This window comes from Thalassospira xianhensis MCCC 1A02616 (assembly GCF_003326475.1).
GTDB lineage: Bacteria > Pseudomonadota > Alphaproteobacteria > Rhodospirillales > Thalassospiraceae > Thalassospira > Thalassospira xianhensis.
The window spans coordinates 52,835-76,574 of record NZ_JPWA01000014.1 but is presented as its reverse complement, the minus strand read 5'-3'; the positions used below and the strand labels follow the sequence as shown (position 1 = coordinate 76,574).

Annotated in this window: 25 protein-coding genes and 2 tRNA genes; 10 read left to right on the top strand and 17 right to left on the bottom strand. The window is 55.2% G+C overall.

Features of this window, described 5'->3' with window-relative positions:
- Positions 1–102: 102 nt before the first annotated feature.
- From TH5_RS12905 to TH5_RS12870, 8 genes are all read right to left on the bottom strand, one after another.
- Complete coding sequence (locus tag TH5_RS12905; protein ID WP_114122206.1) at positions 103–1,125, bottom strand: dipeptidase; 1,023 nt, start codon at positions 1,123–1,125, stop codon at positions 103–105.
- A 54-nt stretch (positions 1,126–1,179) separates the two neighbouring features.
- A complete protein-coding gene (locus tag TH5_RS12900) occupies positions 1,180–1,953 on the bottom strand; it encodes an ABC transporter ATP-binding protein (RefSeq protein ID WP_114110466.1) in 774 nt (257 codons plus the stop codon).
- Between the two features lie 7 nt (positions 1,954–1,960).
- Positions 1,961–2,803 (bottom strand): ABC transporter ATP-binding protein, encoded by an 843-nt coding sequence (locus TH5_RS12895; RefSeq protein ID WP_114122205.1) that lies wholly within the window; start codon positions 2,801–2,803, stop codon positions 1,961–1,963.
- Positions 2,804–2,805: 2 nt separating this feature from the next.
- Positions 2,806–3,729, bottom strand: coding sequence for a nickel transporter permease (gene nikC, locus TH5_RS12890; protein WP_114122204.1), 924 nt, complete (start codon positions 3,727–3,729; stop codon positions 2,806–2,808).
- 6 nt (positions 3,730–3,735) lie between these two features.
- Complete coding sequence (locus TH5_RS12885; protein ID WP_114122203.1) at positions 3,736–4,803, bottom strand: ABC transporter permease; 1,068 nt, start codon at positions 4,801–4,803, stop codon at positions 3,736–3,738.
- Positions 4,804–4,818: 15 nt separating this feature from the next.
- Positions 4,819–6,408, bottom strand: coding sequence for an ABC transporter substrate-binding protein (locus TH5_RS12880; protein WP_114122202.1), 1,590 nt, complete (start codon positions 6,406–6,408; stop codon positions 4,819–4,821).
- Positions 6,409–6,707: 299 nt separating this feature from the next.
- Positions 6,708–6,784: transfer RNA gene (locus TH5_RS12875), tRNA-Asp, on the bottom strand.
- A 330-nt stretch (positions 6,785–7,114) separates the two neighbouring features.
- Positions 7,115–7,191, bottom strand: a tRNA-Asp gene (locus tag TH5_RS12870).
- 233 nt (positions 7,192–7,424) lie between these two features.
- Here TH5_RS12870 and TH5_RS12865 point away from each other — a divergent pair.
- The gene (locus tag TH5_RS12865; protein ID WP_147250101.1) at positions 7,425–7,796 is read left to right on the top strand and encodes a hypothetical protein; all 372 of its coding nucleotides are present in this window, start codon (positions 7,425–7,427) and stop codon (positions 7,794–7,796) included.
- Positions 7,797–7,841: 45 nt separating this feature from the next.
- On the opposite strand, the gene TH5_RS12860 is transcribed toward TH5_RS12865, so the two are convergent.
- The 3 genes from TH5_RS12860 to TH5_RS12850 all read right to left on the bottom strand — a co-directional run bounded on the left by TH5_RS12860 (position 7,842) and on the right by TH5_RS12850 (position 9,657).
- Positions 7,842–8,390 carry a transcriptional regulator gene (locus TH5_RS12860; RefSeq protein ID WP_114122200.1) on the bottom strand — a complete coding sequence of 183 codons (549 nt, stop codon included), beginning with the start codon at positions 8,388–8,390 and terminating at the stop codon, positions 7,842–7,844.
- Complete coding sequence (locus TH5_RS12855; RefSeq protein ID WP_114122199.1) at positions 8,387–8,884, bottom strand: response regulator; 498 nt, start codon at positions 8,882–8,884, stop codon at positions 8,387–8,389. The genes TH5_RS12860 and TH5_RS12855 overlap by 4 nt, the downstream gene beginning before the upstream one ends.
- A 278-nt stretch (positions 8,885–9,162) precedes the next feature.
- A complete protein-coding gene (locus tag TH5_RS12850) occupies positions 9,163–9,657 on the bottom strand; it encodes a deoxycytidylate deaminase (protein WP_114122198.1) in 495 nt (164 codons plus the stop codon).
- 309 nt (positions 9,658–9,966) lie between these two features.
- Between TH5_RS12850 and pyk the strand changes: the two genes are divergently transcribed.
- The 3 genes from pyk to TH5_RS12835 all read left to right on the top strand — a co-directional run bounded on the left by pyk (position 9,967) and on the right by TH5_RS12835 (position 14,148).
- The gene (pyk, locus tag TH5_RS12845; RefSeq protein ID WP_114122197.1) at positions 9,967–11,391 is read left to right on the top strand and encodes a pyruvate kinase; all 1,425 of its coding nucleotides are present in this window, start codon (positions 9,967–9,969) and stop codon (positions 11,389–11,391) included.
- Between the two features lie 346 nt (positions 11,392–11,737).
- Positions 11,738–13,201: a DUF2336 domain-containing protein gene (locus TH5_RS12840; protein ID WP_114122196.1), complete on the top strand. Its 1,464-nt coding sequence runs from the start codon at positions 11,738–11,740 to the stop codon at positions 13,199–13,201.
- 5 nt (positions 13,202–13,206) lie between these two features.
- On the top strand, positions 13,207–14,148 hold the full coding sequence (locus TH5_RS12835) for a hypothetical protein (protein ID WP_114122195.1): 942 nt from the start codon (positions 13,207–13,209) through the stop codon (positions 14,146–14,148).
- A gap of 25 nt (positions 14,149–14,173) precedes the next feature.
- On the opposite strand, the gene TH5_RS12830 is transcribed toward TH5_RS12835, so the two are convergent.
- From TH5_RS12830 to TH5_RS12820, 3 genes are all read right to left on the bottom strand, one after another.
- Complete coding sequence (locus TH5_RS12830) at positions 14,174–14,488, bottom strand: ribbon-helix-helix domain-containing protein (RefSeq protein ID WP_114122263.1); 315 nt, start codon at positions 14,486–14,488, stop codon at positions 14,174–14,176.
- 111 nt (positions 14,489–14,599) lie between these two features.
- Complete coding sequence (locus TH5_RS12825; RefSeq protein WP_114122194.1) at positions 14,600–15,181, bottom strand: DJ-1/PfpI family protein; 582 nt, start codon at positions 15,179–15,181, stop codon at positions 14,600–14,602.
- 163 nt (positions 15,182–15,344) lie between these two features.
- Positions 15,345–16,325 (bottom strand): mechanosensitive ion channel family protein, encoded by a 981-nt coding sequence (locus tag TH5_RS12820; protein ID WP_244204909.1) that lies wholly within the window; start codon positions 16,323–16,325, stop codon positions 15,345–15,347.
- A 244-nt stretch (positions 16,326–16,569) separates the two neighbouring features.
- Between TH5_RS12820 and TH5_RS12815 the strand changes: the two genes are divergently transcribed.
- Positions 16,570–17,469 (top strand): OmpA family protein, encoded by a 900-nt coding sequence (locus TH5_RS12815; RefSeq protein WP_114122193.1) that lies wholly within the window; start codon positions 16,570–16,572, stop codon positions 17,467–17,469.
- 173 nt (positions 17,470–17,642) lie between these two features.
- Positions 17,643–18,284: a hypothetical protein gene (locus TH5_RS12810; protein WP_114122192.1), complete on the top strand. Its 642-nt coding sequence runs from the start codon at positions 17,643–17,645 to the stop codon at positions 18,282–18,284.
- 78 nt (positions 18,285–18,362) lie between these two features.
- Here TH5_RS12810 and TH5_RS12805 read toward each other — a convergent pair whose 3' ends face one another.
- A complete protein-coding gene (locus TH5_RS12805) occupies positions 18,363–18,806 on the bottom strand; it encodes a CoA-binding protein (RefSeq protein WP_062958297.1) in 444 nt (147 codons plus the stop codon).
- Between the two features lie 208 nt (positions 18,807–19,014).
- On the opposite strand from TH5_RS12805, the gene TH5_RS12800 reads away from it, so the two are divergent.
- The gene (locus TH5_RS12800; protein ID WP_114122191.1) at positions 19,015–19,896 is read left to right on the top strand and encodes a protein-methionine-sulfoxide reductase heme-binding subunit MsrQ; all 882 of its coding nucleotides are present in this window, start codon (positions 19,015–19,017) and stop codon (positions 19,894–19,896) included.
- On the opposite strand, the gene TH5_RS12795 is transcribed toward TH5_RS12800, so the two are convergent.
- Together TH5_RS12795 and TH5_RS12790 are read right to left on the bottom strand one after the other, a co-directional pair.
- A complete protein-coding gene (locus TH5_RS12795; protein ID WP_114122190.1) occupies positions 19,868–20,503 on the bottom strand; it encodes a LysE family translocator in 636 nt (211 codons plus the stop codon). The two genes, TH5_RS12800 and TH5_RS12795, sit on opposite strands and share 29 nt — an antisense overlap.
- Before the next feature lie 88 nt (positions 20,504–20,591).
- Positions 20,592–21,401, bottom strand: coding sequence for an enoyl-CoA hydratase (locus TH5_RS12790; RefSeq protein WP_114122189.1), 810 nt, complete (start codon positions 21,399–21,401; stop codon positions 20,592–20,594).
- Between the two features lie 154 nt (positions 21,402–21,555).
- On the opposite strand from TH5_RS12790, the gene TH5_RS12785 reads away from it, so the two are divergent.
- The 3 genes from TH5_RS12785 to TH5_RS12775 all read left to right on the top strand — a co-directional run bounded on the left by TH5_RS12785 (position 21,556) and on the right by TH5_RS12775 (position 23,664).
- Complete coding sequence (locus TH5_RS12785; RefSeq protein WP_114122188.1) at positions 21,556–22,446, top strand: hypothetical protein; 891 nt, start codon at positions 21,556–21,558, stop codon at positions 22,444–22,446.
- Between the two features lie 274 nt (positions 22,447–22,720).
- The gene (locus TH5_RS12780; RefSeq protein ID WP_114122187.1) at positions 22,721–23,008 is read left to right on the top strand and encodes a hypothetical protein; all 288 of its coding nucleotides are present in this window, start codon (positions 22,721–22,723) and stop codon (positions 23,006–23,008) included.
- Positions 23,009–23,061: 53 nt separating this feature from the next.
- Positions 23,062–23,664 (top strand): hypothetical protein, encoded by a 603-nt coding sequence (locus tag TH5_RS12775; protein WP_147250100.1) that lies wholly within the window; start codon positions 23,062–23,064, stop codon positions 23,662–23,664.
- The last annotated feature ends 76 nt before the right edge of the window (positions 23,665–23,740 follow it).

Here is a 23,740-nt window from a genome sequence, read left to right as displayed (position 1 = left end):
GGTGATCTTTCGTCTTTTGATCCTACTTTATCCTACCATCAGCAACGTGGCCGACGCAAACATTTGCCGTAGAGAAAACGACAAGGCAATGGGCTGGGCGAGTCAGGCCGTCCAGCATTCCTTTGCCACGCGGATAAAGTTTTCACCCATGATCTTGTCTACGTCGTCGGGTTTGTAGCCCCCGACAATCAGGGCGTCGGCAAGGGCGGGGAGTTTTTTGGGATCGAAGACGGCAGCACCACCGGCACCGGGGCCATAGCCGCGTTCGGCGGGCCAGTAATAGGCGCGGTCAACACCATCGGGGAAGTCGTTGGTGCCCGCGACACTGGGCATCGTATCAAGGCCGATGCCGACGTGATCAACGCCGACCAGTTTTACCGCATAGTCGATATGGCGGATCATGTCGGGGACTTCTGGCGCGTTGGGTGATTTGATGAAGCGCTGGAAGCCGCAAATGCCGATTACCCCGCCGGTATCGGCACAGGCTTTGATCTGTTCATCATCGATGCAGCGTTCATGTCCGCCAAGCACCTTGGGATTGGCGTGGCTAAAGACGACCGGTTTGGTCGATGCCCGCATGATATCAAGGCTGCTTTGGCGGCCGGTGTGGGAGCAATCCATGATCATGCCGCCGTTATTAACAGCCCGGACCATGGCATGGCCCAGCGCGGTCAGTGGGATATCGTCATCATGACAACCACCCGCGACCGAATTGTTGCGGTTATAGGCAAAGTGGATCTGCTTTACGCCCAGTTTGGCAAAGACCGGGACCATTTCGGGCATGTCCTGCAACATGACCGAGCCTTCGAGGTCGAAACCAACCCCAAGCAAACCCTTTGATTTGGCGATTGCCAGATCATCAAAGCATTCGATCTGCATGTATTTGTCCGGGTGGGCGGCGATTTTGGCCCGGAAGGCGGCAATCACGCGAAGGATATGGGCAACGGAATTCATATCCATGCCGACATTCACACAGACATAATCAACATCACCCGCGACATAGTTATCCAGCAGGCTGATCGGTGTTTTGGGATCAAGCGGCAGGCAGGCATGCGCATCCCACGTGAAGGCAGGGCGATGGCGTGACGGGGTGGCGGGGGTGTTCGGGGCGGTGGTGACGTTCATGATGTCCCTTGTTGTTCTGGCGCGTGGTTCTTCTGACGCGTGCGGGGCCGATGTTCAGTCCCAATCCACGAAGCTGTCGATGACGGCGCGGTCATATCCCCCGGCGGCCTTGAAAAGCTGCTGCGAATAGGGGTTTTCCAGTTTGCCGTCGGCAAGCTGGCCCGCGGTGGCGCGTTCGACGATGCGGCCGTGGTTCATGATCGCTATATCGTCGCACATATGGGCGACCACGGCGAGATCGTGACTGACCATGATATAGGTAAGGCCCAGATCGTTGCGCAACCGGGTCAGCAGGTTCAGCACTTCGGCCTGGATCGAGACATCAAGGGCCGATGTCGGTTCATCGAGCAGCAGGATTTTCGGTTCGAGAATAAGCGCACGTGCAATTGCGACACGCTGGCGCTGCCCGCCGGAAAGCTGATGGGGGTAGCGGAAGCGGAAGGAATTATCGAGCCCGACCTGTTTAAGGGCCTCAACCACGCGGGCATCCGAATTGCCGAGTTTGTGGATATTGACCGGTTCGGTCAGGATGCGATCGATGGTGTGACGCGGATGAAGCGATCCAAACGGGTCCTGAAAGACCATTTGCGCCAGACGGTAAAATGTCTTGTCGCGCTTTTTGGTCAGTTCCTTGTTATTGACGACAATATTGCCTTCCCAGTCATCGACAAGACCGGTGATGGTGCGAAGGACGGTAGATTTGCCCGATCCGGACTCGCCCACCAGACCAAATGATCCGTTGGCGGGGATCGAAATATCGATGTCCTTGAGGACGTGGTTGTCGTCAAACCAGGCGTTGAGTTTGGTGATTTCAATCATGGCAGTCATTTTTATCTCAGGTCTCCGCCCAGCTGGCTTCGCGGGTCAGGACGGGTAGTTCGGCGTGATTGCCATCCATTTTCGGCAGGCAGTTCAGAAGGCCTTGCGTATAGGGGTGTTTGGCCTGATCAAGTTCGGATGCGCGGATTTCTTCGACGACATGGCCCTGATACATCACCAGAACCCGGTCGCAGAAGCTTGAGACCAGATGCAGGTCGTGGCTGATGAAAACCAGCGCCATACCGCGTTCGCGCACCAGATCATCAAGGATGGCCATCACCTGAAGCTGTACCGTGACATCAAGAGCCGATGTCGGTTCATCGGCAATCAGGATTTCCGGATCGGGGATCAGCATCATTGCGATCATGACACGTTGGCCCATCCCGCCCGATACTTCGTGCGGATAGGAATTGAACACGCGTTCCGGATCACGGATTTTGACCGCGGCCAGCATGTCAAGGGCGCGGCGTTTGGCTTCAATCGCATTGACCTTGTGGTGTTCGCGGTAGGCTTCGATGATCTGATCACCGATGGTCATCACAGGGTTTAGCGAATATTTCGGGTCCTGCATGATCATGGAAATGCGCGCACCGCGGACCTTGCGCCAGTCGCGTTTGGACAGGTTGCGCAGGTCCAGATCATGGAATTGCATCTGATCGGCGGTGATTTTGCCGTTCGCCGCCGTCAGGCCCAGAATGGCGCGCCCTGTCTGGGACTTGCCCGAACCGGATTCGCCAACAATCCCAAGCCGTTCACGCCCAAGATCGAACGATACGCCGCGCACGGCATGGACTGGTCCCTTGGAGGTCGAAAAGGTAATGGCGAGGTTTTTGACAGACAGAAGGGTGTCGGTGGTCATGATCAGTCGCCTCCGCGTGGGTCAAGAACATCGCGCAGGCCATCGCCCAGCAGGTTGAATCCAAGGCTGACGATAAAGATCGCGAGCCCCGGCACGGTCGATACCCACCATTGTTCCAGAAGGAACTGGCGGCCTTCGGACACCATTGCCCCCCATTCAGGCATCGGCGGCTGTGCGCCAAGGCCAAGGAAGCCAAGACCCGCCGCAATCAGGATCATGCCGGCCATATCAAGGGTGACGCGCACCACAAGCGAGCTTATGCACATCGGGGTAATATGGCCAAGGATCAGACCCATATTCGAGACACCCTGCAAACGGGCGGCTTCGATATAGTCGGATTTGCGGACCGTGATGGTTTCGGCGCGCGCAATACGGGCATAGGGTGGCCATGCGGTCAGTGCTATGGCCAGAACCGCATTTTCGATCCCCGGTCCCAATGCGGAAACAAAGGCCAGCGCCAGAATCAGTTTCGGGAAGGCTAGAAAGATATCGGTGATGCGCATCAATGTCGCATCAATCCAGCCGCCAAAGAACCCGGCGGCTGTTCCGACCAGAAGGCCGACGGGGGCGGCGGTAATCACCACAAGAGCCACGATCATCAGGGTGTATTGCGCGCCGTAAATCAGACGCGACAGGATATCACGACCCAATTGATCGGTGCCAAACCAGTGTTCGGCACTGGGGGACTGAATACGGTTGGTAAGATCGGCTGCCAGCGGGTCATAAGGGGCCAGAAGCGGGGCAAAGATGGTGACAAGGATCAGGGCCAGCACGATCGACAGGCCGATCATGGCGAGCCTGTTTTCCGTGAATTTAAGCCAGCCCAGCCATGCGCGACCGCATTTTGCCTGCCAGCGCGATTGCGGGGTGTCGGATGTCAGCCATTGTTTCAGGCCCGGTTTCGCGGCGTTGCTTGTGATATTCATGGTGACCTATCTCCGTGCGCGCGGGTCAAGCAGGCGATAGAGCACATCTGAGAGCATATTGACTCCGATGAACACCGCACCCACGACGACGGTACCGCCCAGAACCGCATTCATGTCGGCATTGAGCAGCGAATTGGTGATGTAAAGACCCAGCCCCGGCCAGGCAAAGATGATTTCGGTCAGAACCGATCCTTCGAGCAGATTGGCGTAAGACAGTGCAATGACGGTAACCAGCGGCACCATCACGTTGCCAAGGGCATGACGCCAGATGATGCGGGTTTCGGAAATGCCCTTTACCCGTGCGGTCAGGATGTATTCCTGACTGAGCTGTTCGAGCATGAAGGAGCGGGTCATGCGCGCAATATAGGCCAGCGAGAAATAGGCCAGGATGGAGGCCGGCAGAATGATGTGCGAAACGGCATTCCAGAACAGGTCCATATCGCCTTCGATCAGGGTATCGATCAGCATCAGGCCGGTGGTTGGTTCGATGAAATCGACATAGAAGGCATCCAGTCGGCCCGGACCCGCAACCCAGTCGAGTTTCAGGTAAAACACCAGAAGCCCCATCAGGCCCAGCCAGAAGATCGGCATCGAATACCCGGCAAGCCCGATAATGCGCACGATATGATCGGGCCATTTGCCCTTGTTGATCGCGGCAAAGACGCCGGCCGGAACCCCAAGGAAAACACCGATGATGGTGGCAAGGGTGGCCAGTTCCAGCGTAGCCGGGAAGACACGTTTGATGTCTTCGAGGACCGGGTTTGAGGTCAGAACCGATGTTCCGAAATCACCCTGAACCACATTGCTGATATAGACAAAGAACTGTTGCCAAAGCGGCAGGTTCAGGCCCATTTCTTCTTTGACGCGCTGATAGACCTGTTCGGAGGCATGGTCGCCGACAGCCGCCAGAACCGGATCGATTGGCAGGACGCGCCCGATCAGGAAGGTGACCAGCAAAAGGCCGATAAAAGTGATCAGCAGCGAGAAGATGATCCGCACAAGGCTTGCGCCGGTGCGGGAAAAGAGACGGGCGCGTTTGCGCCCGTCCGATGCATTTCGAGTAACGGCGAACATTCGACCGTTGTCTCCTTAGTCCTTGGTTACAAAGCGATAATAGTTGTTATCGAACGACGGACCGAGGACGAGATTATTCACATTGTCCCGCATCGCGGCGATCTCGGTTTCCTGGAACATGATCACGAACGGACCGCTTTCGAGAACCTTTTTCTGAAGGTCCACATACATCGCGGCACGCTTTTCGCTATCACGTTCTAGAATGGCCTTATCGACCTCGGCGGTCATGTCACCCGGGTTCCAGGAGTTGCGCCATGCAAGCGGCTTGGCCGATGCATCGTCGCTGTTGTCCGGGTTCCATGCAAAGGTGGAGGCGTTGGTGTGCGGATCCTGATAATCAGGGCCCCAGCGACCGATATAAATATCGTGCTGACGGGCACGGTATTTGGTCAGGGTCTGTTTGTTGTCACCCGGAATGATTTCCAGATTGATACCTGCCTGTGCCCAGGTTGCCTGGATCGACTGTGCCATCGACATCACTGCCGTGGTGTTACGCGTATCCATGGTTACCGTGAAGCCATCAGCAAGGCCAGCGTCAGCAAGCAGCGCCTTGGCTTTTTCGATATCAAGCGAATAGGGGTTTTCGTTATAGGCGCCGAGGAAACCTTCGGGCAGGAATGCCTGATGGGTCTGGGCGCGGCCCGCCATGATGGTTTCGGTGATGCCATCATAATCGACGAGATACTTAAGCGCTTCGCGAACTTCGGGTTTGGACAGGAATTCGTTTTTCTGCGAAAGGCCAAGATACCAAAGCGCGCCTTTGCCTTTGGACAGCAGCTTGATGTTTTCGTCACCCTTGACCGATGCAAGCTGATCGGCTTCGAGGTTCCGGGCAATGTCGATATCACCTTTCTGCAACAGGAGCTGCTGGGATGCGGCTTCCTTGACGTTGCGAATGATGACGCGCTTCATGGCCGGTGCGCCGTCCCAGTAATCTTCGTTTGCTGTCAGGCTGAGGCTTTCACCTGCGGTCCATTTGTTCAGTGCGAACGGACCGGAACCGGCATAGTTGGTTTTCATCCATTCTGCGCCAAGGTCGCCGTCTTTTTCATGTTCAAGGACGACTTTCTTGTCGACAACGGCACCGACGCCCGCGGTCAGGCAGTACAGCACGAAGCTTGGCGCATAAGGCTGATCGACTTCCATCACCAGCGTGTTTTCGTCAGTTGCGCGGATCCTGTCCTTGACGTTATCGGCGGTAAAACCGAACTGGCCAAGAATGAAGGCCGGGGACTGATCAAGCAGGACGACACGTTGCAGCGAGAAGGCAGCGTCTTCGGCGGTCAGGTCATTGCCCGACGCGAATTTGATGCCGTCGCGAATCTTGAAGGTAAAGGTCAGGCCGTCTTCGGAGACGTCCCAGCTTTCGGCGACGACACCGTAAATTTTCGAGACGTCGTCATTATCGAAGCCAATCAGGCGATCATATGTGTTGCCAGCATATTCCAGAGCGGAAAATTCGAACATCCCGGCCGGATCAAGCGTGATGAGATCGTCGATGGCAAACGCCATGACGAGTGCATTTTTCGGTGTTTCGGCCTGTGCGGCCATTGGCGTGGTAGCCAGTGCGGTTCCCAGAACCAGCCCTGCGATCAGTCTGCGCATTTTGCGCCTCCCGTTTTGTTGTTTGTTGGGTCAGCAGGCCATTCTAAGTGGGGCGACCTGCGTGATCTTCGACTAGAACCTGCAGAGCGAAGCATAAATTATACGATTAATCAATGACCAGACGGTCAGGAATGCCTAAAAAGCACGCAAGATATTATGTGGTATCTTGCCTGTTCTCGTGTCGGTTGTGACGACTGGATCGGGGATGGCCCGGAGAGCAGTTTGGGATGAGAAGGGGCCAGATTTCAGGCACAAAAAAAGCCGCTGTTAAAGCGACTTTCCGTACTCTTTAAAAAGAGTGGCGCGAGTGACGGGACTTGAACCCGCGGCCTCCGGCGTGACAGGCCGGCGCTCTAACCAACTGAGCTACACCCGCTTGGTGTGGCGCGGTTTATATAAGGGGTGGTTCGGTCTGGCAAGGGCTTTTTTTCAAAAAAATGAAGCCCTGATTGGTCTGGATAAAAGGGGCATTGCAAATGCGTTGAAAACCGGGTGTCCGAATACTTTGGCGCTACGGTGGCGATGCCGTTTTCGCGCAGCACAGGATTGGAAAATCGACTTGCCTGTTTTTGCGAAATGTCGCGCATGAGTGATGAACGCCGTGGCGCTCGTCCGCATGCCGGTTCAATAAGAATAAGGGGGAGAAACAAAAAAACGCCAACGGCGAACCGTGGCGTCTTTTTTGAACTTTCCATCAGGAGGAAAGTGGCGCGAGTGACGGGACTTGAACCCGCGGCCTCCGGCGTGACAGGCCGGCGCTCTAACCAACTGAGCTACACCCGCTCGGTGTGTGGCGCGGTTTCTAACAGCAGCTCCGAGGGGGCGCAAGACCTTTTTTGGTCGTGTCCGACACTTTTTTGAATGCTGACACCATGGCGCGTTTTGTGTGGTGCAAAATGTATCCCTTGGGTGGTGGTGGCAGATTGTGTTGCGACCTGTTTGATGCTGATCAAAGTACAAGCAGGCAAGCAGATGTAAAAGTTTGGGATGATTCAAAAACGGGACGGGGGGCCCTGATGGCGGATAACCGAAGCGGGGGCCTGATGACCGATACGATCCTTGCCGTGCTTGACGACATAGACGCCGGTTTGGCGACCCATCTTGCAACGAAGCCGTCAACAGCGCCGTCTTCAAACCGTTCGGGCGAGATGGCGATGTGCGATCTGCGGATCGTGCGCAGTCTGGTGCTGTTGTGGAGCGGTCAGAACGCGGCATTGACCGGAGACAATGATGATGTCCGGCAATGGATCATGGATCGTCTGCCCGATATTACCGAACGGCTGGAACGGATTGATGCGCATATCGACCGCGCCATTGATGATGACGACCGGAATGCAGCCAGGCAGATGATGTTTCCGGTGATAAAAGGAGGCAGGGATGCGCAGTGAAATGCGCAGCCAATGGCGGGCCGTCACCGTATCGCGAGAATCCGGTTATTCGCGCGGTAATTCGTAGCGTTCGGCGAGCTTTGTCAGGGCAGCGACGGTTGCCTGTTCGACGGTGGTGCCAAACCCGGTGACGCGGCTTGCCAGAATGACATAAAGAGAATCAATGTGAAGCTGAATGACCAGAAGCTGCTTCATATTGGCCGTGGTCCGGTCGGCAACAAAGATTTCAAGCGATTTTGCAATTTGCGTCATCAGCGGATACTGGAACGTGCCGCCAAGTGCCTTGACCGAATAGGCGAGGTCGGCACTGTTTTCCAGTGCGGTTGGTGCCTTTGAATTGTTGCTGACAGCATCGACAACGAGTTTCCGGCAATCGGCAAGTTCCTTGCCGATATCGCGGACGAAAGTCTCGGTGCTGCGCTGAACGACTTTTTCGAGTTCTTCGAGCTGTTCGGGGGACAGATTGATGTCAAAGCCCTTGACGAAATTGACCGCACGCCGCTTCAGATCCGTCTGTGGCGGAATGATCTGGGCTTTTTTCTTTTTCTTTTCGGGCGTCACGATTGCTCCGGTCCCCCAATCATAATGGGTCATTCGTCATCAGGGCTCCGTCTGTCAGGCCCATCGAAGGCGACCTGTCTGCGGCGGCGATCCGGACCGAAATAGGTGCCGGTATTCACGAAATGCCGCGGACGGGTAATGACTGATACCAGTCTACTGTAAAGTGCCTTGGCATTGAACGGTTTGGCAAGAAATTCCGTAATGCCGAGATCACGTGCAGTTGTGACGTATCGTTGCTCCGAATGTGCCGTCAACATGATTACCGGAATGAAGCGGTTGGGTGAGTTGACGGAATTCCTGAGAACATCAAGGAATTCAAGGCCATCCATTCCGCGCAGGCGCCATTCCGTGACGATGATATCAATCTGCTGGGTCCGGAGAACCTCGAACGCATCGTTCGGGGATCGCACACGCTGTACGGCTGTCGCACCTAGATACGAAAGGGTATCGAAAACTACCTGGGCCGAAATCTTGTCGCCATCGACGACCAGAAAACTGATTTTACTGAAATCGATCTTTGCGCTCATCCGGCCTTCTATCCTGTGCGTCGTCACGATCCCGGTCCTTGTTCCGGTCAGGACCTTTTCTGCGTGATGATCGTACTACCGTGGTACTAAATGCTTATACCTTTGTCTGATTAGCGGCAAGGCCAAAGCGGTGTTTTATCAGCAGGAAAATCTGACAAATACTGACGCCTAACCTTGTGCAGGTATTGAACAAACGACGTTTACGTTCTTTTTGTTCGTGCTCGTAATCCCACAGATCACCGTATATTGGGCGAGCAGACAAAATTAAAAGGGGACGATCAGGAATGATCCGGAACGGCATCGGGAAGGGGTTCGGTTGTGCCTTCTTCGTCAATGACCTGAACGGCCACACCTGCCTCGCCAAACATTTCGGTCGAGATGGTCATGTCCTGCTGCCAGCGTTCCAGAAAATCAGGCGTGAGTTTGCTTTTATCGACAAAAACCTCGGCGATGCCCGCCTGAATGATGGCGCGTGCGCAGTCACAACACGGGAAGTGGGTGACATAAAGCGCGCACCCGTCAAGCGACGTGCCGGTGTAGCTGGCGTTATAGATCGCATTGCGTTCGGCATGTTCGGTATAGGCGTATTTTTCCGGGCGTTGATGGCGGCTTTCGATATTGTCGTCAACGCCGCGCGGAAAGCCGTTATAGCCGACGGCGCGAATTTCCTTTTTGGGGCCGATGACAACGGCGCCGACCTGGGTGCTGCGGTCCTTTGACCATTCGGCAATATGGGATGCCAGTCCCAGGAAACGATGATGCCATTTGCTCATTTGTCCGGTCCCCGATCTGTCTGCGCGCTGTTTCTATCGCGTGGTTGTCAATGCGATTGCCGGGCAGGGCCGGCGGCCAGCTTTTAAATGCTGCACTGCTTCTTTAAAGGAGTGCCTGCTTGTAATTGTCCAGCGAAAAATCACATTTTTGTAAAGGCATTTAGCGAAAAGTCCCTGTTCAAACAGGGACTGATTGACTATTAAGGGGTTACCCCCAGAAAAAAATCAGGACGTCTCGACGCCTCGCCGGGAAGCTATGGCCGAAGCGGAGAGACCCAATGGAAACCAAAAAACAAGAGGTAAGAGCCGATGCGCCGACAACGTAAGGCGAAGATCATCGCAACCCTGGGGCCAGCGAGCTCTCATCCGGAAACTCTGGAAAAGATCGTCAAGGCGGGTGTTGATGTATTCCGGCTGAATTTCTCGCATGGTGAACATGCAGAGCATCAGGCGCGTTTTGAAACAATCCGCGAAGTCGAGGCCAAGCTTGGCCGTCCGATTGGCGTGCTGATGGATTTGCAGGGGCCAAAGATCCGCTGCGGTACCTTTGCCGACGAAAAGATCGAACTTGAAGCTGGTGCGACCTTCCATTTCGATATGGACAAGAAACCGGGGGATAAAACCCGAGTTTCATTGCCCCATCCCGAAGTTTTTGCAGCACTCAAGCCCGGTGCGAACCTGTTGCTTGACGATGGCAAGCTGCGTATGCGGGTGGAAAAATGCGATAGCAAATCAGCGGAGTGCACCGTTATTACCGGTGGGCCGCTGTCGAACCGCAAGGGCGTTAACCTGCCTGACGTGATGTTGCCGATGTCGCCCCTGACCGACAAGGATCGTATTGATCTGGATTACGGTCTTGAGATGGGGGTTGATTTCGTCGCGCTGTCCTTCGTCCAGCGTCCCGAAGACGTTGCCGAAGCACGCAAGATCATCAATGGTCGTGCGGCGATTGTTTCCAAACTGGAAAAGCCGCAGGCGATTGAACATCTTGACGAAATCGTCGCCCTTTCGGACATCATCATGGTCGCACGTGGCGATCTTGGCGTTGAATGCCCGCCGGAAGATGTTCCGATCCTGCAGAAACGCATCATCAAGGCCTGCCGCGAAGCCGGCAAGCCGGTGATTGTTGCGACCCAGATGCTGGACTCGATGGTTACCAACCCGGCACCGACCCGTGCCGAGGCATCGGACGTTGCAACCGCCATTTATGATGGTGCCGATGCGGTGATGCTTTCGGCGGAAAGTGCGGTTGGCAAATATCCGATCGAAACCGTCAGCATCATGGACCGGATCATGATCCGGGTCGAACAGGACGAACTTTATTACCGTCTGCGTGATGCCAACCGTCCGGATCCCGAGCATAACGCGCCGGACGCGATCAGTGCGGCGGCCCGTCAGGTGGCTGGTACGATTGGTGCCAAGGCCGTAGTGACCTATACCACGTCGGGATCGACATCGCTTCGCGCGGCGCGTGAACGGCCGGAAGTTCCGATCCTTGGGCTGACACCGAAAATCCAGACAGCACGTCGTATGACGCTCTGCTGGGGGGTGCATGCGGTATTCACCCGTGATGCAACCAACTTTGCCGAAATGGTCGGCATCGCCTGCGAAGTTGCCAAGCGCGAAGAATTTGCAGGTGCTGGTGATTCGCTGGTGATTACGGCTGGCGTGCCATTCGGTACGCCGGGGGCTACCAATATTTTGCGCATTGCGTGGCTGACATCGAAAAGCTGATCAGACCATTGCGTGATGAAACGGAACGGGCGGCAATATGCCGCCCGTTTTTTATGCCGATGTATGAATAAAACCGGGAAGCCTGTTATATCGCCGGATAGTGGACTGTATTGTTAATGCTTTTTTGAGTGTTTGCCGTAATAGTCACAGTGTTATGGCATATATCTTCGTGTTTTGCGGGGATTGAGCCATGACCATGAGTTTAAAAGGTTTTTGGCTCTTGTATTGTTGTTTGGGGAGGATTGCTTTGCTATAAGCAATCCAAGACCAGATAAAAAACGTCGGTGTTGCAAGGGGTTGGCGCCGATATGCCGCAAGGCAGGGGATCAGGGGAATTGCTGCGATAATGCTGAACTGGATGTTCAATCGGCAGAAATCGAAGGATGACGGCGCGCTTGACGACAAGTCGGCGGCCAAGCTTCGTGATCTGGCGGAAACGGTCCGGAGCATCGCGCCAGACGAGTTTGGTGCGGCCGAGCAGGCAAATTCGCGTGCAGCCCGAATCCCGCGTAAAAAAGATTCAGATGAGCAGGCTGCCCAAAGCGGAATCGACTATGCCGCGCGCATGTCTGCCGATCTTGTCGATGATGACGAGGATCAAGACGGCCTGCCTGATTTTGACAGCGATGTCCGCATGGATGTGGCGCGCCGCCTGCGGCGCCATCTGAGCGAGCTTAGCCCGTCCGAGCGCCTCGACATGGTCGAGGAGTTCGTTACCGCAATTGGCAACATGGCCGATTGTTATCGCCCGCAGGTCATTGCCCTGATCGAGCAGGAACTGAGCCATACACCTTACATGACCCGTCAGGCCGCGATGCGCCTGCGTCAAGATATTGCGGCGATTGGCCGGGTATCGCTTGGGGAATATGTTGAACTTCTGAGCGATGCGGATTTCCTGGATATTCTGCGCGGACGTGGTGAGTTCGTTCAGACTGCAGCCGAAAAACTTGAAGCTGAACAGGAAGCCGCCGCACAGGCTCGTCTGGCACGGGATCGTTCGGAAAAGGAAAAGGGAGGGTTGCTGAACCGGTTGCTGTCATCGGATGACGCGCCGCGCAATGTGGTTGCCCTGACCCCGCAGTTCGGCAGCAAGAAAGAGACATCCAGTAAAACACCGCTTGGTGAAATGATGGATGGTCGCAACAAGATTTCACGTCAGGCGCAGCGTCGTGTGGCGCATTTCATTCTGGCGTCGCTGTTTGATACGCTGGTTGAACGGGGCCGTATGCGGGCCGAAGTGGCACGTGCCATGCGCCAGTCGGTGCGTCAGCGCATTGAAAAGGCAAAGTTCGAAAACCGTATCGTGAATCGCACGGCACCGGTATCGTCCGGGCAGGATCTTGACGATGCGATGCAGGATGACGCGGGCGAACAGGGCGGTGTTGCCGAGCCGGTAACCGTTGATCACTATATTCTTGATGCGCTGTCGCGCAATGAAGACGCGCTTGTGGTTCAGAGCCTTGCGCATTATGCGCAGATGCCTGCGGCAATCGTTTCCAAAATCCTTGATTCGGGAAGTGCGCGCGCGATTACCGCGCTGGCATGGCGTGCGGGCATGTCAGCCCCGTCGGCCGTCGTTTTGCAAATGAGTGCCGCAATCCCCGAAGACAGCATCGAGCGCCCGGCTGCGGGCGGTCGTTATGCCATGGCATCGACGGATATGGACTGGTATATTGATTTCTTCAACGAGCTTCAGCCTTCCGGGCCGCGTGGTCGTGCTGCGGGGGCCACATCGTCACGCAGTTCGGAGAAATCTGGTCGTACACGCCGCCTGTCGGATGAGCGACCCCAGGGGCCGAAGGGAGAATAAACGGGATGCACAAGGATCTCGGAATCTCCTACGACGGGTTGAAATACGCCCTTTCCATCAAAGACAATTATCTTAGCGGTGAACCGCTGACCGTTACCGGGGCAGGGGCCCAGCAGCGCCTTTTGATGCCGGAGCATTTGCTGAGCAATGATCTGGCATTGATGCAGTATGACGATCCGCTTGCGCTTGCCGTGATTGCGACCAAGGACCCGGAAAGCCCGATGGCCCTGGCCGCGGCGATCCGCATGGGGCCGCACGCCAAATGCAAGGAACTGATTACGGGGGTTTTTGAAGTCGTATCGGATGCAACCAAGCACGAGCTGGTGGCAGATTGTGCCAAGCTGTTATCGCGCAATGCATTCAGTCCGGAAGCCTTCCAGCTTGTACGAAATCGCGCAAGCAACCATGTTGTTGAAATTCGCGAAGCCTATCGCCGGGCAATGGCGGGCAATTTGCGCGCCCTGCTTGATGGCAAGATGGCCGCGCGCGAATTTGTCGAGGAATTCATCGAACTGGCGTCGCATGGCAATCTGCGGATCGATATTTATCGCCGGTTGGTGATGAAGCTGATGCGCTCGGATGCGGTACGGCCAAGCGTGAAATTCATGCTGCTGGAGCGGCTCGACAAGTTTCCGCAGATGGTCAAGGTGCAGATTGTTAACGAGGTTAACTCTGCCCCGGATACGCCGGAATACCAGACCCTGAAACAGGAATTGCGCTGGATATACGAAAGCAAGGCACGGGCAAAAACGGCCACAACAGACGTGCCGGAAACGTCAAAAAACTGGTTTGGCGGTGCGTCACTGGATTATGGTGCAGCGGCCGGCTTGCAAAGCCGCAACGCGATCATCAAGCCGCAGCAACCAGCCCTGAGGCGCCCTGGCGTGCCATCCATGCAGTCAAGTGGCGGTTTCAGCACGCGCGAAATTGCGTCCTGGCTTAACTGACAGACCACAACACCGAAAAAACTGATCAGCCCGCCAGACGTCTGGCGGGTTTTGTCGTTTCCGGCGTAGCCGCAATTCCCGCCTGATGTTCGAGATAGACGGTGCAGACCACGCGCAGAAGCGATGCGAAGTTGGGAATGTCATCGCGCTGGCTGACGACTTCGTCGTGCAGCTTGCCGAGAAATTGCGGTGTGCTGAACCCTTCGCCAGCGGCAATTTCATCAAGGATTTGCCAGAAGCGTTGTTCGAGCCGGACACTCGTGACCATACCATTGATGCGAAGCGAGCGACTGACAGATTGATAAAGTTCGGGATCGGTGCCGGAATAGATCTGACACATGATGACGACCTCTCCTGTTTTGCCACCGGCGATATGACGCCGGTGGTCGGTTACAGGTTTATGGTCCGGCATATGGCCCGGAAACGCAATCGGTGATTGCGCGAAACTACCCTAGTGGGTGATTTCGGTACCGAGCAATGTCAGGAATCCGGCCAGCCATTTTGGATGGGCTGGCCATGCCGGGGCGGTGACGAGATTGCCATCGATGCAGGCGTCATCAATCGCGATTTCGGCATAGGTACCGCCGGCAAGGCGCACTTCGGGCGCGCAGGCCGGATAAGCCGATACGCGGCGGTCCTTGATGATATCGGCGGCGGCCAGAATTTGCGCACCGTGGCAGACTGCGGCAATTGGCTTGTCCGCTTCGTTAAAGTCGCGGACCAGACGGATGACATCCTCGTTCAGGCGCAGATATTCCGGTGCACGGCCGCCGGGAATCAGGAGGGCGTCATAATCTTCGACGCGGGCTTTGGCGAAATCGGCGTTCAGCGCAAAATTGTGACCGCGTTTTTCGCTGTAAGTCTGATCGCCTTCAAAGTCGTGAATGGCGGTTGCAACGGTGTCACCGGCCTTTTTGTCCGGACAGACGGCATCAACCGAATGACCGACGGCAAGCAATGTCTGGAACGGAACCATGGTTTCGTAATCTTCGGCATAGTCGCCGACGAGCATCAGGATTTTTTTCGCTGACATTATTTATCCTCCCGTTTGGTGTGATCGAAAAATTATAGATCATGACGGGGATCAGCGGGTAACAGCGGGCTACTACGCCGGGATTCGATACGAAATGCCGATGTGAAAACAAAAAAGACGGCCCGGTTGGGCCGTCTTTGACAGATCAAATTTTTATGACAAATCAGCTTTTGGTCGTGGTTGATTTGCTGGCGGCAGGTTTTTTGGCAGCCGTCGATTTTGTTGCGGTTGTTTTAGCCGCAGGCTTTGCCGCAGTACTGCGGGTTGCCGGTTTTTTTGCCGGTGCAGTTTTGGCCGGAAGAGCGGTTGATGCTGTTTCGACACCTTCCTTGATATGCAGATCGCGTTGCGGGAAGGGAATCGAGAAACCGGCGGCTTCCAGTTCGGTTTTCGAGCGGCGGCTAAGATCCCAGAAGGCGGCCCAGAAGTCAGCCGTATTGGTCCAGCCGCGTGCGGTCAGATCAACCGAGCTTTCGCCAAGGGTCGCGACGAAGCTCATGGGTTCCGGATCTTTCAAGACGCGCGGATCGCTTGCGACCAGATTTTTGAGGAAGTCGAGTGCTGCATCGACATCGTCGTCATAGGAAATACCAACCTTGATATCGAGACGGCGGGTCGGATTGCGCGAATAGTTTTTGATCGAGCTGTTCCAGATCTGCGAGTTCGGGGCCGACACATAGATACCGTCCGGCGTTTTAAACAGTGTGGTGAACAGGGTGATTTCCACCACGGTCCCGGAAACCGAACCGGCTTCGACAAACTCGTCGACTTTGATCGGGCGCAGGATCAGGATCATGACGCCAGCGGCTATGTTTGAAAGCGTGCCTTGCAGGGCCAGACCGATAGCAAGACCGGCGGCACCGAGTACGGCGATAATGCTTGCCGTCTGGACGCCGAAGTTCGACAGAACCGCGATCAGAACAAAGATCAATATCAGATAGCGCACAATGCTTGCAGCAAGCGGCTTGATTGTAGAGTCGACAAATTTTGCGTTCTTCAGGGAATGGCGGACCAGGGCGGAGGCGCGGCCAGCGACCCACCAGCCGACAATCAGAATAAGAACTGCACCCAGCAGGTCCATTCCGAAGCCCAGCGCAAATGCCTTTAGCATCTCGGCAATTGTCGCCATATCTGTTTCCATCATTTAAACCTCACTTGCTCAGATAATGTATGTGCTGCTAACATGGGTTGTAGTCTAAAGCCCACATACTAGCGTATGATGTTTTAGCATCGCAGGTTTAGGCGATCTTGAAAAGTGACCACAAAATACCACCTGAACCTAATGTTATGGAACTTTTCGTATTTTCGGTCGTTTAGAGACATAATATGACCATCATTGGTGATATTGTAGGTTACTGAATAACAACCTGAACTATAGGGGCAAAAACATGCAGCTTCGTCCGTCTTTTATCTGTGCTATTGGGGGCATTGCCCTTCTTAGCGCGTGTAGCAGTGTCGACAACTCGGGTACGGCCGTCATGTACGGTGGTAACCCGCTGACTTATGGCAATTCCGTTAATAGCGCTGTTACCGGTGCTGAGCCGACCACCGCGTTTGGCAAGGCACTTAAAGCCGAATATATCGCTTACGCTCAGCGTGAAGCCGATGAATGGTACGATTTCTTCGACGCCGACTTCTTTGCGAAGAAAGCAGGCAAGGTCGCCGAAAACGAAACCATCCTTCCTGAAGATCCGGCCAACTGGCGTTTTGACGCCGAAGAAATCGCACAGAAGCGCGCCGTTCGTGATGAACTGATTGCTCTTCTTGACGATGGCAAGCGTGAAGCAAAACCGGATACCGCCGCAATTGCTCAGGCTCGTTTCGATTGCTGGATCGAAGAAAGCGAAGAAGGCTGGCAGACCGAACTGATCAGCCAGTGCTGGAAAGATTTTGAAGCCGCAATGGCAGAATTGCGTGCAGAAGAGCCGAAAGAAATGGCACCGGCACCGGTTGCAGCCGCACCGCGCCTGTTCACCATCTTCTTCGACTTTGACAGCACCGCGATCACCCCGGTTTCCGAGCGTGTTCTTGATGCCGCTGCCGAACAGTGGGCTTCGAGCATGAGCAATGTTACCGTTGTTGGCCATACCGATGCGTCTGGTCCGGCAACCTACAACCAGGGCCTGTCCGAGCGTCGTGCTGCTGCTGCCTTGTCTGAGCTGACCACCCGTGGTGTTACGGCTGACAAGGTCGACACCGATGCCGTCGGCGAAGGCGAATTGCTGATCCCGACTCCGGATGGTGTTCGCGAACCGCGTAACCGTCGTGTGACGATCTCGATCGACTAATTCTCGGTCATTTACCAAATCTTTGGCAACGGGGTGGCATAATGCCACCCCGTTGTTTTTTATGGAAACTCGATCAAATACACAGTCGGACATGTGAATAACGGTTGAAATTGGACGCAATACACCTAATGTCTGCGGGATATCCCAGCCGCAAAAGGGAGAGACGGGGGAAAATGATCAGAAATTTGTGCCGTTCATTGCGCGGTGCCGGTATCTGCGCGATGGCCGTTTTGGTAATTGCAGGAAGTTTCGCCGAGCAAGGTCAAGCTGCAGATAAGACGCCACCGGTTCCTTTTGAAAAGTTTTATGCTGCCGAGCGCGGTGACGGAAAATATCTTAGCTTTAATGCATTTTCCGGCGAAATTCCCGGCAAACGGATCAAGGCATTGCTGCGTTCCGGCCAGGTTATTGGCGACCGAATTCTTCTTGCGGAAGATGTCGCCGTCTATTTCCCCGATGGATATATCGTTCAATCACAGGTCCGGTTTGGCAAATATATCCCCCGTGCGGGTTTGATTGCCGGTGCCGTCGCCAAACGCGATCATCTGATCGAAAATCCGCGTTATGCGCTGGTCGATCAGTTTGATCAGATTCTTGGCAAAGAGTGTGCGCGTACCGAATATGCCAATGGGTTTGCAGCACTTCGGATCAAGTCCGACGGTGTGATGTCACTGGTTATGGAAACGGCTGGTCTTTACGATCCGCTGGTGAACGAAGTCACAACCACCTATACGGTAACAAGCGCGGTGCAGCCGGTCTTTATCGGCAATCAGGGGCTTGTCCCCGATCTTATGAAAATCTGCGGTCGCGGCTGATGATGGCCTGCTGAAAGCAAAGAAAAGGCACTGCAAATGCAGTGCCTTTTTGGTTTTTCTGCCCCGGTGAATGATTGCTCAGGCGACTTTCCAGTCCGGGGCAAACAGCCGGGGAATTTCAATCGCGGGGCAGCGGTTCATCACGACATCAAGCCCGGCATCCTGTGCGCGTGTCGCGGCACCGACATTGATCACGCCAAGCTGCATCCAGACGGATTTGGCACCTATCGCGATCGCCTCGTCAACCACACCACCGGCATCCTCGCTATTGCGGAAGATATCGACCATATCGACCGGTTCGGAAATATCGGCCAAGGTTGCGACGACTTTCTGGCCATGGATTTCACCACCTGCCTGACCGGGATTGACCGGGATAACGTGATAGCCGCGCGACAGCAGGAACTTCATAACGCCGTTTGACGGGCGTTCGGGTTTGGGGCTGGCGCCGACCAGTGCAATGGTTCGGGTGCGTTCAAGCAGTGCCTGGGTGGCATTGTCGTCGGGATTTTTAAAATCGCTCATGTCATCTGCCTTTGGTTTGCGATACGGCATCGTTATATCTGTATGATACATAAGGTTTTGATCTGCTGCCGCAATCTTCTGGCGTCGGGATTGTGTGATGCCGCGGCGCTCGCAGAAAGTTGATGGCGGATTTAACTGACGGGGCGTGAAAAACCGGGTTGAGTAAGGGATATGATTCCAAACGCGCAAAATATCAAAGGTGCCCTGCATGTATCCATGGCTTGATCCGTCTGGCAGATTTTCCGTTTTCAAACTGACTGTGTTTGCTTTGCTGCTTGTGCCGGGCTGTTTCATTCTATGGCCGGTCTTTGCCGAAGGCGGGGCAACCATTCCTGTCAAGGAAGCGATCCTTGAAAGCGGGGACTGGGCGATCAGAATGTTGCTGATCTCGCTTTTGATAACGCCGCTTCGCCGGATTACGCGTGCGGGCAAGCTTGTCCAGATCCGGCGTCAGGTCGGTTTGGCCGCCTTGGCATATGCCGTGATCCACCTGCTGTTATATATGCTGAGCCAGTCGTGGGATGTGTTACGCGTTGCCAATGAAATTCTGGTGCGGATTTATCTGACCATCGGCTTTGTCGCGCTGACGGGGCTTGTCATCCTTGGGGTGACGTCAACCAAATCAGCGATGCGCAGGCTGGGCAAGAACTGGACCCGATTGCACAGGATCAGCTATGGCATTGGTGTTCTTGCGGCCCTTCATTTCTTCATGCAGTCGAAAATTGATGTCAGCGAAGCGACCCTGATGTCGGGATTCTTTGTCGCCCTGATGCTGTATCGCGTGGCGCATGCCCGTGACTGGTCGCTGCGATCACCGTTCGTTTTGGTCTCAATTGCGGTTCTGGCGGGGCTGGCAACCGCGGGGATCGAATATGCGTGGTATGGGCTTGCGACCGGTGTGCCGCCATCGGCTGTTTTTGCCGCCAATCTTGAATTCATGTGGCCGTTGCGCCCGGCATGGAATGTGTTGCTGAGCGGGTTGTTCGTTGCGGTCGTCAGCCTGTTCGGGCGCGATGCGATTGGCCGTGAATGGCTTGGTCAGATCGCATCGAGCCTGTTTGTCAGACCGCAGCGCTCGCGCGGCGGGTAAGGGCGGTCAGAAGGCCCGCACCAATCATGACGGCACCCCCGGCACGTGTCAGGCGGCGCATGGCGGTCGGTTTGCGGAACTTTTCACGCAGGGCACCAGCCATTATCGCCCAGATCGCAACATTGACCGCCGCCAGCGAGACGAAGGTCGCGGTCATGATGACGAATTGCGGAACGACTGGCATCGACGCATTAACGAACTGCGGGACAAAGGCGATAAAGAACACGATGCCCTTCGGGTTCAGGGCCGTCACGATATAGGCCTGCAGGAACATGCGGGACGGTCGGTTGCGTTTGGCATCGGGATTGTCTTCAAGTGTGCCCGGTTTTTCCCGTAGCATTTTGATGCCAAGATAAATCAGATAACCCGCCCCACACAGTTTGAGGACCGTGAAGGCATTTGCCGAGGCCGCCAGCAATGCACCGGCACCGGCCAGCGAAATCGTCATCGCCGTCAGATCGCCCAGTGCCACACCGGGGACTGTTGCCCATGCGGTCTGGCGTCCCTTGCCAAGGGCGTAGCTGACCACAAGCATGATGGTCGGGCCGGGAATGGCCAGAACGATTGTGCAGGCCAGAACGAAGGCCAGCCAGATTTCAAGATTCATCTTTACCCTCCTTCAGGTGCTTTTCATCCAATCATAAATCCTGATCCCGATTGCGAAGTCGAGGGCAAAATCGCAGGTGGCAAAGCAATCATTCGTGGCGCCATTCCGGATGGCGTTTTTCAACAAAGGCCCCGATGCCTTCGCGGGCGTCATGCTTTTGCATGTTTTCGGTCATCACCCGGGATGCGAAATCATAGGCCGCCGACAGCGGCATTTCGAGCTGGCGATAGAAGGCTTCCTTGCCCAGTTTAACCGTCATGCCCGAACGCGATGCGATGCGTTTGGCAAGGTCGTCAGTTGCGGTGATCAGATCGTCATCTTCGACAACATCGGAAATCAGCCCCATCTGCCAGGCGGTTTGCGCATCAATCGGGTCGCCGGTCAATAACATGCGCATCGCATGTTTGCGCGATACATTGCGGCTGAGTGCCACCATCGGGGTCGAACAGAACAGCCCGATATTGACCCCGGGCGTGGCGAATTTCGCATATGTTCCGGCGACTGCCAGATCACAGCTTGCCACCAATTGGCAACCGGCGGCCGTGGCCACGGCGTGAACGCGTGCGATCACCGGCTGAGGCAGGGTCACAATCCGCATCATCAAGGCGCTGCATTGGGAAAACAAGGCGGCGTGGCCGTCACAGGCTGAAATCCCGTTCATTTCCTTGAGGTCATGACCGGCACAAAAAGCCGGGCCGTTCGCGGCAAGGATCACACAGCGGATGGATTCGTCGGTGGCGATTTTGTCCAGTGCGGTATGGAGGGCTCCCATCATTGCCCCTGACAGGGCGTTACGGCTTTGCGGGGCATTCAGGGTCAGTGTCGTGACCGGACCTTGATCCTCGCGCAGGACAAGTTCGTTTGCGTCAGTGTGACTGGTAGGGGAATTGCGGGTCATTCGGGCCTCCCTGTGATGGCGCGCACTGCAGGTTTTTTACTTTTGCGTCAATATATTGTCGTTGTAGAATTTCACGTCCCGGTTTTGTTGAAAACCAAAAATGCAAGATCAAGGCTTCATACCGGGTGATGATCCCATGTGAGGACGATTGGGAATGAGCAACGACGAACAACGAAAGCCGCGGCGGGCTCCTGGTCGTTTTGTTACCACCAAGGAGATCGTTGAAAAACGCAAGCCGGTTTCGCCGGTCGCGAAGACGAAAATGAAACGCTATGACCGCAAGGAGGTCATGGACTGGGACATGGAACGTCAGCGTGCCGAAGCACGTGCGCGGTTGTTAAGTCGTGGTTTTGACGTGCCTGAAATTCTTCAGCCCCGTCGACCCGAAGCGGATCCCGATGATCCGGAAGTCAGCACCATTGATCCCGATGCCGGGCGCGATATTTCCGGGGCGGCGATGGCCGGGCCCAAACCGGCGGCTCCGAAAAAAAGCCGACCGATTACCGCAGGCGACCTTCACAACGCTGCGAAACAAGGGGACCGCCCCAAGCCCAATCGTCATTTCCTTGCCAGCAATATCGCCCTGCAGGCGCGACCCAATGCGGCGCAGGCCGAGACCGCACAGAATGACGGGCAGGGCAGGGATGATTCCGAGGGCAGTGCATATCGCGAATATCTGGAAGGCTTGGGGGAAGGCGCGAAAACCGGTTTGGATATCCATAATGATATTACCGGTCGCGTTGATGACCTGAAATCGGCATCAAAAACCGGATCGGGAAATATTGATTTACCCGATAACAGTTCAAGCTGGGTCAGTCAGGAAGAAGCCCGGCGGCGCAATGTGACCAGGGAATCGCAGGCACATTCCGTCAAACGAAAATCCGCAAGGCAGGCCAAGGCCGAAAAAAAGGCAAGGGCGCGGGGCAATGCGCTGGCGCTTGACAAGGTCCTGCCGAAACTTGGTGCCTATATGGTGGCGGCCATTGCGGTCGGTTATGTGCTGGTGCTGGTCTATACCGAGCTTGGCAAACTGATTGGCGGATAATCGCAAAACAATCAGCAATAGAAAATGCATTCTGCATTTTGCCTCAAACCTGCCCGAATCTTCACGTCTAGTATAATTGTCGCATAATGAACCATGTGACAGGCATCGGGCTTTTGACGGAATTGTCCGGTGTTTCGAGATCAGATAATGGGGAGATTGGACGACGAGGGGGTGATGGCCTGAATTGATCGGCAAGGTATGTCGGCAATGAAGGTGGTCAGAGTGTGACATAACCCTTGTTGCAGGAGACGGCGGAGGTACCGCCGTAGTCGCCATGGAAAGTGACGTAAAAGGTCAGGAAGACCGACACCCGGTTTATCTTCCGGAAAACCGGTATCATTGGGCGTCCAACGATGAGGTGGACAAGCCCACAGTTATCCTGCGTGGCCCGGTCAGGCCAAGATTTCTAAGGTCCGGCTCAGATGCCGGTTCTGGATTTGATCTGACCGATTGGATGCAGAAAAATCTGCCGCGCGTCGGGGCGTCCCTGATTGTCAGTATCGTAATTGCGAGTGTTGTCCTCGCGACATATTCAGAGCTTGCTGTTCTGTTGTCGCGTTGACGGTGCATGGTCGTCTGTTTTGCACAGAGCCATCTGGCTATTGGAGGCGTATCATGAAAAGCCAGAGATTGCCTGTATCAGGTGTCTATCATGCTTCGGCATCAAGGATGCTGTCTGCGGGCATTCATCGTCGCAGCCCCGGGCAGGGCGTTTTGACGTCGGAACTCGATAGTGCCGATCAGCAGAACGGTGGTGGAGACCCGGAACCACAATCGGACCATCAGAGCCCGGAACATCGCCGCCATGTCAAAAGCCAGGCGGCAGCGTCGTCCAAATCCGGTCGCCATCCGGATATTGATGTGAAGAATGTAAAGACGAATGTCGCGGCATCGGACGACGGACCGGAAGATCACCCGTTCATCGACTTCATTGCATCGATAATGCCATCGGGTGAGGTCCCGAATGACGACCCGGAATTTCCAATATATGCCGACGATAGCCAAGCCAGCGGGTATCGTCCCGAAAATCAAGGCAGGCGGATTTTACGGAACGCACCGGAAACCAAACCTGTTTCATCTGTTCATACACTCGCCATCAGGCGTCGGGGCATGGAAAGATGGCTGCCTAATATCGGCTCCTTTCTGATTACCGGGATCGTTATTGTTGCGGTGATCTGGATGACAGTGATCGAGCTTTCGGTCATCCTTGGCAGATAAAACCGGTAACGGAGCGGGACATGGTGGTTTGCGACTTTATGCCAAGGGGTACGTATGCTGAAAGAGTTGACGTTAA

Coding starts and splice junctions, on each gene's coding strand:
- TH5_RS12905 (WP_114122206.1), bottom strand. CDS start 1,125: ATGAACGTCACCACCGCCCCGAACACCCCCGCCACCCCGTCACGCCAT.
- TH5_RS12900 (WP_114110466.1), bottom strand. CDS start 1,953: ATGACTGCCATGATTGAAATCACCAAACTCAACGCCTGGTTTGACGAC.
- TH5_RS12895 (WP_114122205.1), bottom strand. CDS start 2,803: ATGACCACCGACACCCTTCTGTCTGTCAAAAACCTCGCCATTACCTTT.
- nikC (WP_114122204.1), bottom strand. CDS start 3,729: ATGAATATCACAAGCAACGCCGCGAAACCGGGCCTGAAACAATGGCTG.
- TH5_RS12885 (WP_114122203.1), bottom strand. CDS start 4,803: ATGTTCGCCGTTACTCGAAATGCATCGGACGGGCGCAAACGCGCCCGT.
- TH5_RS12880 (WP_114122202.1), bottom strand. CDS start 6,408: ATGCGCAGACTGATCGCAGGGCTGGTTCTGGGAACCGCACTGGCTACC.
- TH5_RS12865 (WP_147250101.1), top strand. CDS start 7,425: ATGGCGGATAACCGAAGCGGGGGCCTGATGACCGATACGATCCTTGCC.
- TH5_RS12860 (WP_114122200.1), bottom strand. CDS start 8,390: ATGACCCATTATGATTGGGGGACCGGAGCAATCGTGACGCCCGAAAAG.
- TH5_RS12855 (WP_114122199.1), bottom strand. CDS start 8,884: ATGAGCGCAAAGATCGATTTCAGTAAAATCAGTTTTCTGGTCGTCGAT.
- TH5_RS12850 (WP_114122198.1), bottom strand. CDS start 9,657: ATGAGCAAATGGCATCATCGTTTCCTGGGACTGGCATCCCATATTGCC.
- pyk (WP_114122197.1), top strand. CDS start 9,967: ATGCGCCGACAACGTAAGGCGAAGATCATCGCAACCCTGGGGCCAGCG.
- TH5_RS12840 (WP_114122196.1), top strand. CDS start 11,738: ATGCTGAACTGGATGTTCAATCGGCAGAAATCGAAGGATGACGGCGCG.
- TH5_RS12835 (WP_114122195.1), top strand. CDS start 13,207: ATGCACAAGGATCTCGGAATCTCCTACGACGGGTTGAAATACGCCCTT.
- TH5_RS12830 (WP_114122263.1), bottom strand. CDS start 14,488: ATGTGTCAGATCTATTCCGGCACCGATCCCGAACTTTATCAATCTGTC.
- TH5_RS12825 (WP_114122194.1), bottom strand. CDS start 15,181: ATGTCAGCGAAAAAAATCCTGATGCTCGTCGGCGACTATGCCGAAGAT.
- TH5_RS12820 (WP_244204909.1), bottom strand. CDS start 16,325: ATGATGGAAACAGATATGGCGACAATTGCCGAGATGCTAAAGGCATTT.
- TH5_RS12815 (WP_114122193.1), top strand. CDS start 16,570: ATGCAGCTTCGTCCGTCTTTTATCTGTGCTATTGGGGGCATTGCCCTT.
- TH5_RS12810 (WP_114122192.1), top strand. CDS start 17,643: ATGATCAGAAATTTGTGCCGTTCATTGCGCGGTGCCGGTATCTGCGCG.
- TH5_RS12805 (WP_062958297.1), bottom strand. CDS start 18,806: ATGAGCGATTTTAAAAATCCCGACGACAATGCCACCCAGGCACTGCTT.
- TH5_RS12800 (WP_114122191.1), top strand. CDS start 19,015: ATGTATCCATGGCTTGATCCGTCTGGCAGATTTTCCGTTTTCAAACTG.
- TH5_RS12795 (WP_114122190.1), bottom strand. CDS start 20,503: ATGAATCTTGAAATCTGGCTGGCCTTCGTTCTGGCCTGCACAATCGTT.
- TH5_RS12790 (WP_114122189.1), bottom strand. CDS start 21,401: ATGACCCGCAATTCCCCTACCAGTCACACTGACGCAAACGAACTTGTC.
- TH5_RS12785 (WP_114122188.1), top strand. CDS start 21,556: ATGAGCAACGACGAACAACGAAAGCCGCGGCGGGCTCCTGGTCGTTTT.
- TH5_RS12780 (WP_114122187.1), top strand. CDS start 22,721: ATGGAAAGTGACGTAAAAGGTCAGGAAGACCGACACCCGGTTTATCTT.
- TH5_RS12775 (WP_147250100.1), top strand. CDS start 23,062: ATGAAAAGCCAGAGATTGCCTGTATCAGGTGTCTATCATGCTTCGGCA.